11 protein-coding genes and 1 pseudogene are annotated in these 10,943 nt (G+C 39.7%); 2 read left to right on the top strand and 10 right to left on the bottom strand.

Going from position 1 to position 10,943, the window contains the following annotated elements:
• The first annotated feature begins 315 nt into the window (after positions 1–315).
• A complete protein-coding gene (locus EYW48_RS19750) occupies positions 316–1,770 on the top strand; it encodes a hypothetical protein (protein ID WP_277432905.1) in 1,455 nt (484 codons plus the stop codon).
• Positions 1,771–1,935: 165 nt separating this feature from the next.
• Here the strand turns inward: EYW48_RS19750 and EYW48_RS19745 are convergent, their stop codons facing one another.
• Both EYW48_RS19745 and EYW48_RS19735 read right to left on the bottom strand, forming a co-directional pair.
• Positions 1,936–2,286, bottom strand: coding sequence for a hypothetical protein (locus EYW48_RS19745; protein WP_277432904.1), 351 nt, complete (start codon positions 2,284–2,286; stop codon positions 1,936–1,938).
• A 134-nt stretch (positions 2,287–2,420) separates the two neighbouring features.
• Positions 2,421–3,200 (bottom strand): hypothetical protein, encoded by a 780-nt coding sequence (locus EYW48_RS19735; protein ID WP_176312635.1) that lies wholly within the window; start codon positions 3,198–3,200, stop codon positions 2,421–2,423.
• Between the two features lie 247 nt (positions 3,201–3,447).
• On the opposite strand from EYW48_RS19735, the gene EYW48_RS19730 reads away from it, so the two are divergent.
• Entirely contained in the window at positions 3,448–3,576 is a 129-nt protein-coding gene (locus EYW48_RS19730) for a hypothetical protein (protein WP_277432903.1), read from the top strand.
• Between the two features lie 335 nt (positions 3,577–3,911).
• On the opposite strand, the gene EYW48_RS19720 is transcribed toward EYW48_RS19730, so the two are convergent.
• The 8 genes and pseudogenes from EYW48_RS19720 to EYW48_RS22025 form a co-directional block, all read right to left on the bottom strand.
• The gene (locus EYW48_RS19720) at positions 3,912–4,901 is read right to left on the bottom strand and encodes an alpha/beta fold hydrolase (RefSeq protein WP_277432902.1); all 990 of its coding nucleotides are present in this window, start codon (positions 4,899–4,901) and stop codon (positions 3,912–3,914) included.
• A gap of 151 nt (positions 4,902–5,052) precedes the next feature.
• The gene (locus EYW48_RS19710; RefSeq protein ID WP_277432901.1) at positions 5,053–5,712 is read right to left on the bottom strand and encodes a hypothetical protein; all 660 of its coding nucleotides are present in this window, start codon (positions 5,710–5,712) and stop codon (positions 5,053–5,055) included.
• Between the two features lie 671 nt (positions 5,713–6,383).
• Entirely contained in the window at positions 6,384–6,743 is a 360-nt protein-coding gene (locus tag EYW48_RS19705; protein ID WP_261917012.1) for a DUF805 domain-containing protein, read from the bottom strand.
• Positions 6,744–6,783: 40 nt separating this feature from the next.
• Positions 6,784–7,104, bottom strand: coding sequence for a hypothetical protein (locus tag EYW48_RS19700; RefSeq protein WP_194568933.1), 321 nt, complete (start codon positions 7,102–7,104; stop codon positions 6,784–6,786).
• A 612-nt stretch (positions 7,105–7,716) separates the two neighbouring features.
• Positions 7,717–8,181 carry a GNAT family N-acetyltransferase gene (locus EYW48_RS19695; protein ID WP_277432900.1) on the bottom strand — a complete coding sequence of 155 codons (465 nt, stop codon included), beginning with the start codon at positions 8,179–8,181 and terminating at the stop codon, positions 7,717–7,719.
• A 155-nt stretch (positions 8,182–8,336) separates the two neighbouring features.
• Positions 8,337–9,308, bottom strand: a complete 972-nt coding sequence (locus tag EYW48_RS19685; protein WP_277432899.1) for an immunity 49 family protein — start codon at positions 9,306–9,308, stop codon at positions 8,337–8,339.
• 186 nt (positions 9,309–9,494) lie between these two features.
• Entirely contained in the window at positions 9,495–10,148 is a 654-nt protein-coding gene (locus EYW48_RS19680; RefSeq protein WP_277432898.1) for a hypothetical protein, read from the bottom strand.
• Between the two features lie 671 nt (positions 10,149–10,819).
• Positions 10,820–10,943, bottom strand: a pseudogene (locus EYW48_RS22025) (GNAT family N-acetyltransferase); the annotation flags it as partial.

Raw genomic sequence — 10,943 nt, 5'->3', positions numbered from 1 at the left:
TTGGCAATCTTCAAACTCGACGTCGCTATATTTCTCATCAGGTGAGGAAAGCTTCTCAAAAGAAACGTCGAAATATTGCTCATTATTTTTTAAATCTGTCATCGTATCCTCTGAATAGCCTAACGCCGCATTAAGTGGTGAGCGACGCTAAACACCAACGCCTCGACAAACCACTTAAAACGCAAAAACTGAATTTACACTAAAACCGCCAAGCGTTGCGAATCCGTCTTAAATGCTTTGTTAGCTACATTATGGAACGTTGTAGTTTCTGAATGCACCATATAAAATAGTTGCATAATTAATAGGGAGAAGAAAGTGGATTTTAACAAAGAAAAAGAGTACATCTGGAAAAAGCTCGCTGAGATTTCCACTGACCTCAACAGCACAAATAGTGAGTTAGAAAAACTACAAGCAGGTTTACCAGACCCTTTAAAAATAGCCGCTCAAGCATCAAAGAAAACTTCTGAGTACAGAAACCGCGCACAAAAAGCAAAGGAACAAGCTGAAAGCCATGAAGCACTAATTGCTCAACTTATTGATACCACCCAAAAGTCTGCATCAAATATCTCTGAGCTTGAAGAACATATAAAGGCTATCGACAGCGATGCAAGCGCTGCACTTGAAAATATAACCGAAAGTGACAAACAAGTTGAACACCTTACCAGTAATATCGAAATTAACCTTGAAAGGCTACAAGACCTAATATCTGAAGTAGATACGTTAAAGGAATCTACGGATACTATTTCAGAATTGAAAAATGACAGTGAAACCTCAACTGCACGCATTCGATCACTTTTATCCCAAGCCACAGATAGAAAACGTGAAATCGATATCTTGTATGATGAGATTTTTGGTTATGATGAAGAAGATCCTGAAACTGACGAAGTTAAGCATGTAGAAGGGCTCGTAGAGCAACTAAGACGAACCTACAAAGATTTAAAATCTCAGCTAGCAACTCTTGCAAAGGAAGCTCAAAACAGGCATTCAGAGCTTGATGAAAATCTAAACAAAATCCAATTAGAACATCAAGATATGTTTGATACATACATCAGTCAATGTAAAACCACATATGATGAAACCCTGAAAGAAATTCGTTCCCTATTACCTCAAGCATTAACTGCTGGATTAGCATCAGCTTACGATGAAAAAATTAAAATCGAGCAAGTGGAACAAAAAAAGTACGAGAGTACTTTTACTAATACGATATTTGCATTAATGGTTATTTCTCTAATTCCCTTTGGAGTAAATGCTTATCGCATGCTTCAAGGAGCTGATCTTGTACTCTTAATTAAAGATACTCCATATTTGTTGAGCACAATGCTACCACTATATGTCCCTGTACTGTGGCTAGCGTACTCTGCCAACAAGAATTACAAACTTTCTAAACGTTTAATTGAAGAATACACACATAAAGGCGTAATCAGTAAAACGTTCGAGGGGCTATCCAACCAGATAAATGAGTTAGATGACCAAGATATCAGTCAAGAGCTAAGGGTTAAACTCCTGTTTAACATTGTCAGTGCAAGCCATGAAAATCCAGGAAAGCTGATATCTGATTATAATAAATCAGACCACCCTCTTATGGATGCACTAGATAAGAGCTCACAACTAGCTGATGCAGTCACGAAGCTTGCCAACATTCCAGGTTTTTCCGCTATTGCCCGAAAACTAGATGACAAAGCCAATAAAATCATTGATGTCGAAGCGAAGAAAGTAGAAGCCACTTTGAATGCGGATGAGACAGAAAAACCGCCTCAAAATTCACAATAGTCATTGTAGGGGCTTGAGTTACGCGAGCCCCTGTAGCTAACGCCAAATTAAGTAGTGAGCAACGCTGCCACCTACCTAAAGCATTGTGCCGTAAACACCTAAGCCGATTCAAACCAAAAGTGCCAAGCGTTGCGAATCTGCTTAAATTTATTGTTATGCTCGTACTCAAAGAAATTGGAGAACCAAACAAGCAATAAACGCAGGCAGACCGGCAATGAAGAGAACCAAACCTGTCTGGTAGTTCATTCTATAGTGCTCTCGTTCGTCTTTTTCGAAATCATGCCCTTCTACCATTTTGTAGACTTTATCTGTTCTAGGATCATCTAACCGAGTCGTCTTACTATGGATACCACCTTCCCACATTAGCTTCGCCAAAACCCATATGACGATGACAACAAAGAAAAGAAAGTCGACCAACTGAGTAGTAGCAAAGAATGGAACAAACTGGACTAGAGCTATAACAACAAGAGCCGCTGAGAAGTTAATTAGAACCACTTTCTTGAATAAATCGAGCAAAATTATCTCCTAGAGCATAACGCCCTGTTAAGGTGTGAGCAACGCAATACCGGAGCCCCTGCATACCACCTTAAACACTAAAACCAACGCATAGCAAAAATGCCACGCGTTGCGAATCACTCTTAAACAGATTGTTAGCCATTGTCTCGCGGCAGAAAGAACCAGCCAACATTAGCATTTTCTTCATCCACAATTGGTGCCCAAAAATCCCTTGATTCTTCATTACTTTTTCGCGCCGCAAGTTTATCAAGAACTTTGGTAGAGGTTTTATCAGATTCAGAAATAACTTTATTTAGAATACTATCTTTTCCGGAATCAGAAGTTGCATAAATAAGTTTCCAATTGCTAGGTAAGTAGAAGTCACCGTGAATGGCTACATTGCCATCATTTATTGCTGATATTTCTGAAAGTTCTGAATCAACTATTAACCCATATTTAGAGTTACTATCGTACTTCTCATTATTAACTACAAATTCAATAAATTTTCGCCAACCAAATAACTCAGGATTTCCTTTGGTTTGGCCAAAGATAATACTTGCCACAGGATAAAAGACATCCTCTCCATCAGTACTACAAACCGTAATGCCTGATACGTTAGCAAAATAACCAAATAAATCTTTTCTGTTGGTGTCAATTCCCCAAACTTGATTGTAAGATTTTAGTGCATCTGAGGAAGAAACTGTAAATTCAGAAGATCTGGAAAATTCTATTTTATTAAGAATTTTGGGCTTTTTAGCCCTTTCATACTGAATCGTTGATTCAATCTTTCTTGCACTAACAACCTCTTCGCCTTGCTTAACTTTTAAGGAAAGCTTTTGATTAACCTGATCCCAATTAGTCTCAATCGTTTCACCTTCATTAATGTGAACATTAACAATCATCGTTCTTGGTTTTATTTTTGCTTTTTTATTCATATTAGACTTCATACTGTAGATCCTAGATAGATAATGGCTAACGCTGCGTTAAGTGGTGAGCAACGCGACCACAATCCTAAACCATTGCGCCTTAAACACAACACTCAACCTAGAGCTGAAACTCCCAAGCGTTGGGAATCCGTCTTAAACGCCTAGTTAGCTGCTGCACTTTCGCTAGCAAATTACGCCAAAGTGCCTAATTTGAGACACATTATTGCTTTCAAACGGCAAAGTAAAACAGACAGCTGTGAAATTAAAACCCAATCCACGAAATGCGCTTGGCAAAGAAGAAATGACCGAGAAAATCACCACACCTGGGCTCGGTAATTTGCAAAGAATTCTATCGAAAAAGCCAACGACAAAGCACACGAAATGAATTTAGGCATTCATGAATTCCGACAACAAAGAAACCGCGCCAATGAACTTAACAAACACAACATATCCCGTAAGCAGACTTCGTTAAGTTCAAACACTTCCCGAAAAGTGCCACTGGCGAGATAGTTGAAAAGCTGAGATTTGTCCGGTGTGTAGCTAGAAAACCGAAAGCCTTTCCACCCTAAATTCACAGCTTTTCTTAACCCCAGCTAACGCCCAATTAAGGGGTGAGCCACGCGACCACGACACCCAATTTGGACACCGTAAACACTAAACTAAACGCAAACCAAAAATGCCAAGCGTGGGGAATCCCTCTTAAATTGTTTGTTATATTTTTTATTTCAGTGGATTCAATACCTCAAGCAACCCTTGATGAATTGAGCTTCGATCGACGTTACCAGTTTCTTGGCAAACAAAAGCTGCGCCTTCTTCTGCCAATATTTCAATAGCTTGAGGCTTACAAACTTGCATAAAACTAAAGTGCGAAGCACCTTTGATTTCTTTGTAAGAAAGGTTGCTCAGGCTGGTATTTATATACGGAGTAATTTGTAAGTTGGGCGGGATAGTCTTGTCCAATTCAGCACCAACTATTAGAGTCTTTGCCGACAAAGTATCTAACGATTTGGGTAATATCGCAGGCACGTAGCCTGGAGCGATAGCAACTGCATTTGTTATCCGTTTATCTCTGTAATCGCCTGAGATCATAAGGCGTTCCTGTAGTGAAAGATCATTGAATGCATTGCTGTAATAATCGCATGACGTATCATTGTGCTGATTACAGTATTCCTGATACCCCTTAATATCGAATTTGGCGCCTGCTAATGCTAATGCTGTGTAACCACCCAAAGAGTAACCGATGACAGTTATATTATCTTTGTCTACATATTGAGCGTAATCACTTGATAGTATCTGATCAACAAGGAAAGAGACATCTCTAGGCTGATCCCACATTCTAAGGACACTCTCCGGCGTAGCTTGACCTGTTGTATAACTAGGATGATTTGCTGACACGACAAAAGCACCTTTCTCAGCTAACTCGCTCGCAAGCCATGATAGATTTTTCCAATTACCCGAAGTTCCGTGAACTAGGATGTACAATGGAAAATTCCTACCCTTTGGGATTGCTGATTTAGCAGCCTTAAACCCATAGAAAGCTATGTTTTCAGCGAAAATAGTTTCAGGTGTGGTCATAGTTGTTGGGTAAAATAGCTTAGCCTCAATGACCCTACCCCTTTCATTATCTTGGTAATTACCTTCGGCAATGCCTATCGTCGCCATGCTTGCCGAACTGAAGCAGCATAAAGAGACTAACATTATTCTTTTCATATTTTCCTTTATCCACTGACGTAAAACAAAAATATAACGCCCTGTTAAGGTGTGAGCAACGCAATACCGAAGCTTCCGCATAACACCTTAAACACTAAACGCAACGCATAGTAAAAATGCCACGCGTTGTGAATCACTCTTAAACAGTTTGTTAGTTTTTGTCCATTTCGATACGTGAACGAAGCTTTTTTACGTCCGCATCTAGTTGGTTAAAGAAATCTTCCATTTCTTGATATGTTTCAACAGCGAGCTTTTGATAGACTCTAGATAGCTGTTCTTGGGTAATATTTGGATCATCACCACCTCCAACACTATAACCTTCCGTCATATCTGCTTCTTTAATATACTCAGCAGCATTCATTCGAAGAAATGAAAACTTTTGTTCAAGTTCATTTGAGATATACAGCTGATTTTCGATAACCAACTTTCGCAATGAGGAGTAAATTGAGTAGTATGCATTTCCCCAATCTTCGGTTTCCTCAGTTACGAAATCTTCATTCATTTTGGTAGTATAAGCATTTTTTATTTTCAATAATTCGAGGTAAGTTGACACTCTATTCTTAAAGAAACCTTGGTACACTTCCAAGGATATTCCATTAAACTCTTCTCTATTTTTCAATTCCGCATCAGCTTTAGTTTTGAAGCTAGAAAGTGCGAATTCCGATTCGGCTTTAAGTGCTAGCAACTCAGCGTCATACTTTGCTGCAGTTTGCTTTGAGATTCGATCTAACCAAATTTTCCCTAAAAAGTGAGCAAAGCCCGCAATAACGACCGAAGCACCACCAAGTGATGCTAATACTGAACCAATCATTTCCCAATACATTCTGATATTTCCTTAAAACTAACGCCCAATTAAGGGGTGAGCAACGCTACCACCCAACCTAAAGCATTACACCGTAACCACTAAAAGTGAAGTAGAAGAAAAAATGCCAAGCGTTGGGAATCCCTCTTAAATTGTTTGTTATGCAAATTCAATAAGATAAGCTGACTTCACTCGATCAAAAACCACAATTGCAATAGTTGAGTGATTCAAGAATCAACCCAAGCAAAAGCCGTGATAAATAAGCCGCAAAAATGAAGTCTGCCTTTCAGCGACAAACTAGGCTTTTGAACCAAACTAACTCAACGAGCGAAGCCTTCAACAAATACAAAATGATCGATTAACTTGCTCTTTCCACACTTTTAGCTCACTAAATTGACCACGCACCAACGCTAAAACCAATTGAGGCAAACAAAGAAATTTGTCTGTTTTACGGTTTGAGTTAACCATGAATTTGAAGGCAACAATGCTCATTTGCCGACAGCTCAAAACGAATGGCCGGAGAAATCCCAAAAGATTGAACCCCTAAATTTATTTGAGTTGCATAACGCCAAATTAAGGTGTGAACAACGCTGACACCTTACCTAACGCATTGTGCCATAAACACTAAACCGACTTGAAGTGAGGGCGCCCAGCGTTGTGAATCACTCTTAAATTTCTTGTTAGGCAAATGTTTCGCCCGGCTCCTTAGGGTTGGAGCCATATTCATTACTTCCTTCATTTCCGTCAGTTGCTGCGAATATGATAAGCACTATCAATCCAATTAATGGGATCAGCCCAATTAAAACCCACCACCCTGTGCGACCAATATCGTGTAGCCTACGAACAGTAACAGCTATACCTGGAATTAAAACTGCCAACCCGTAAATAGTACCGATAAATACAGTACCCAAGAAGCCATCAACAAACCCCAAAATGAAAGAAAAAATGAGGTTAAATAAAAAGAACATCCAGTATTCCTTTCGTCTAGCCCTTCCACTAAAAACTGCATACTTCTTTAAAACAGCCAAATACCAATCCATTTTATTTCCTCTGTTAGTTATAAACACCGTTGTTAGAAACTTATTCGCCACCTAAGCTAATTGCAACGCTTATTGCATACGAATCGTCACCATAAATGGTTTTAACCATTGATTCTACTTCATTTCCTAGCTTGCTTACTATCACGTCATTTAACGAGTTGGCACGATAAACAACCGTAATACTAGTTAATTCACCATTATGGATATTCCAACTTATTTCTGCTTTAGCACCGAGATTATTGATACTTAGATCATTAAACTGCTTTTCTTTATTGTCCATATCTTGGAATGCTTCGAAAGGAGAGCATGCTGCAATACCAATAAGCAAAAGCGAACTTAAAGTTAATTTCAAAACTGTCATTGAAGATCCTAAGGAAATTTTGCCTAACGCTGCGTTAAGGGGTGCAGGCCCGCAATACAAAAGCTACCGCACAGCGCCGTAAACACTGAACTTAACGCAAACTAAAAATGCCACGCGGGCCAAGTCCCACTTTAATGCCTTGTTATGATTACGGTTTAAGAAAACTTACATGACAAAGAACCGCCGATTTTACGGCATTGCTCAAAACCATTACCAAGTTTTTAAGCTAACTTGACCGACAAATGCGATCAACTTAAAGCTCGTGATTTTGCCAATCCTAACCCATCCAATCAAAGCGGCTTTGCATCAGTGAACCTTCAACCGATATTTCCACAATTCTACAATGAAGCAACCCATGAACTAGGTTTGCGCGAGGCTGGCTATTGCAAAGAATTTTGGATAACTGGACTCAAATTGCTGAATATCGAGGAAGCTAAAAAGTCGGAGAAATCCCCAATCTTTTCCTCAAGATAGCTTTTTTGCCTTTGTAAACATAACGCCCGGCTAAGGAGTTGACAACGCACCGCCGAACTTAAAAAACACACCGTAAACACTGAATTTCAATTTTGCACTAAAGCCGCCACGCGTTGGCAATCCCTCTTGAGCCGTTTGTTATGAAGCAATTTCACACGCCATACTAACGAAGTTTTCATCACCACTATCTGTGATTTGGTAGCCTAAACTACTATAAAAGCCTATGGCTGATTTGTTGCTTTTAAAACTAGATAATGTAATGAGATTTCTATTTGCTTCAGCCGCTAGTTGATGGATGTGATTCATAACCTTAAAACCCAATTTTTTCTTCTGATGATCTGGAAAGATGATCAACAAGTGGATATGAAATGCTTGATCGTACGGTTTGAAGCAAATAAGACCGACTCTTTGATTTCGATAAGTTACCCAATAATACCAGCTATGCTGATATTCAGTAGTTAAGCGATGATACTGGTATTCATCATCCCACCCATAAACGGGTTCAACATGAAGTTTAAGAGCTTGCTTTGTCGCCGAAAATACATTGCAAGACTCTGATTCAGCTACTGGTTCCAGTACGATATTTTCATGTGGTTTAGTCATGATTGCCTCCTGCTTCATAACGCCCGCTTAAGGGGCTGACAACGCTACTACCAAGCTTCCGCATAACACCGTAACCACAAAAACCAACGCATAGTAAAAATGCCGCACGTTGACTGTCCCTCTTGAAGCGTTTGTTAGGCGATTTTGCAGATGAACTATCTCTGGTAGAGATAACTGGGTATGTAATCTGACTTCACATCCAGTGTATAGCCATATTTTTCATACGCATATTTAGCTGCCGTGAGGAGGTGTAGTGAAATATAACCATCCGGATCTGTTTTAAAATCCTTACCGCGTGTCCACCACTCTTTATGCATTTCTAAAGCGCGATGCATGGATAGGTTATACGCTACTTGGTCTTGCTGATGTATAGCTTGCATCACATCAAAAAAACCTAAAGTCACTCTAATTCCATGTGAGCTCACTCTCCGCTCTTGCCGAGTTTGATTTTCCCGCTGGATATGGGCAACAAAACCATCCATTAAGCCGGTAATATCACTGCTTGCTTGGAGGCCAAGCATATGCAGCACTATCTCAAGGTGATAACGAGCATTCAGGCCACTGAACTCGATTTGTTCTTTATGTAAAAGCCTCATCAGCAGATTTAAATCTTCATTGCGTCCCGTCACAATAGTAAGGTAGATCATGTCAAGCCATGCGAAAGATCTAATCTTATCTTTCCTGCCTTGTGCTGGAATTGCAAAATCTACCCCTTGGTATTGAAAGGGGATGAGCTCCCCTTTCGGTTGATTCACCTGGCGTAACCATAATATCGCGTACTGTTGAGCAGAGAAAAAATGCTCTACTACCTCAGAGTCTGCGACTGATGGCAGATAATGACCAATCGCAAATAGCGTATAAAGGTCTCGATACCCAGTTTCAAATCCAAAACAGTTTTTTTCCGCAATGCTCAATGAAAACTGGTTGGTTTCGATCAACATCTCTAAGATCGCATCATAAACACGCTGCTTACCTTCTAAATTTTTAATATGAGTCTTCAGCGCGCTTTTCATCACAGGCTCATTGGAAACAACCTTTGTTTCGTCTGCTCCAGTAATGAGCTCTGTCGCTTCATGAGAATTGGCTCGCCCAAGTAAGGATAAGATAAAACGGAATGGAGTACGCATCGATTGTAACCTTTGATTATGAGCCAAATATAAATTTAGAGATTGATAACAAAGGCACGCATTATCACCATCAATTCCTGTCGATGTCTACTATCGCCTAACGCCGCATTAAGGTGTGAGCGACGCTTGGCTATACTTGAGCGAAGCGAAACTGCCAAGCGTCGCGAATCACTCTTAAATGCTTTGTTAGGGCAATGCTATCCGATACAGCGTGTTCCCTTTTTTGCTAACCCGAGTTTCCAGCTTACCCTCCGAAACTAATTTTTGAAGAGTGCTTCGAATAAATGGATGCTCGTAGTCCGATAATGAGGAAAATCCCTGTTGCTTTGAACCCCAAACTCGAATGCGAGAAGGAGAAAAAGCCCATTCAGAATACTTTTGCAAAAATTCTAAAAGAAGTTTTCGTAAAATAGCTTCCCTTGGAGGATCGGTCAAAACTGAGAGTTCATCATTTTCTTTAATCTTGGCTTCTAGGAACTCAATGCGGTCTTCAAGATAGCTTAACTCTTCGGCATGCTCAGAAGCTTGTCCCTGAACTATATCTCTAAATTCAACCCCACCAATTTTTGAGATCCTAATACCTAATTTAGACCAAGGAACCCATACAATAATTAACGCCGAGGTGGTGAACATAAAAATCCCACTTAACCCCAACTCTTTAGGTGACGCAAAGCCTTGTGGTGCTTCCAAATACTTCCAGAAACATATTGCACAAACAACAATCAAAGAAATGCTGAATATCGAGACTAGAATCTGAAGCCATTTGGGAATATCAAACCCCGTTGAAATAGTTCCCATCTCATCTTCAGGTTTTTCAAAATTTTTCTCCTGATGACTCATTTTATTCCTCTTTTGCCCTAACGCCGCATTAAGTGGTGAGCGACGCTAAACACCAACGCCTCGACAAACCACTTAAAACACAAAAACTGAATTTACACTAAAAACACCAAGCGTTGCGAATCCGTCTTAAATGCTTTGTTATGCAAATTCAATAAGATAAACCAGAATTTACACTACATTTGATTAAGAAAACAATCAAAATATTGGTTAAGTGAATCAAGAATCAGCCAAAGCCTGAACCGTGATAAATAAGCCGCCAAAACAAAGTCCACCTTTCAACAACAAACCAAGCTTTTGAATGAGACAAACTCAACAAGCAAGACTTTCAGCAAATGCGAAATGATCGATTAACTTGCCATTTCCACACTTTGCACCCGCAAAACTGACAACGTGCCAACGCTAAAACCAATTGAGGCAAACCAAGAAACTTGCCTGTTTTACGGTTTGAGTTAACCAAGAATTTGAGGGTAAAAATGCTCATTTGCCGACAATACAAAACGAATGGCCGGAGAAATCCCAAAAGATTGAACCCCTAAATTTACCTGAGTTGCATAACGCCCAATTAAGGGGTGAACAACGCCTCCACCTAACCTAAAGCATTGTGCCATAAACACAAAACTTGAAGTAGAACCAAAAATGCCAAGCGTTGAGAATCCCTCTTAAATTGTTTGTTATGCCTGTACTACTTTTTGTGTGAAGTGCTCAAAAGCCGTAACTTTAGAATAACCCTCAGATACATATAGATTTTTTGCTGATTCGTTATCAATTGAAGTCGCAAGCTTCACAGTTAAAGCA

This window comes from Vibrio sp. 1180_3, from assembly GCF_029478545.1.
GTDB classification, from domain to species: domain Bacteria; phylum Pseudomonadota; class Gammaproteobacteria; order Enterobacterales; family Vibrionaceae; genus Vibrio; species Vibrio aestuarianus.
Note: the sequence above shows the minus strand (reverse complement) of the source record. Positions and strands in the feature narration are given on the sequence as shown.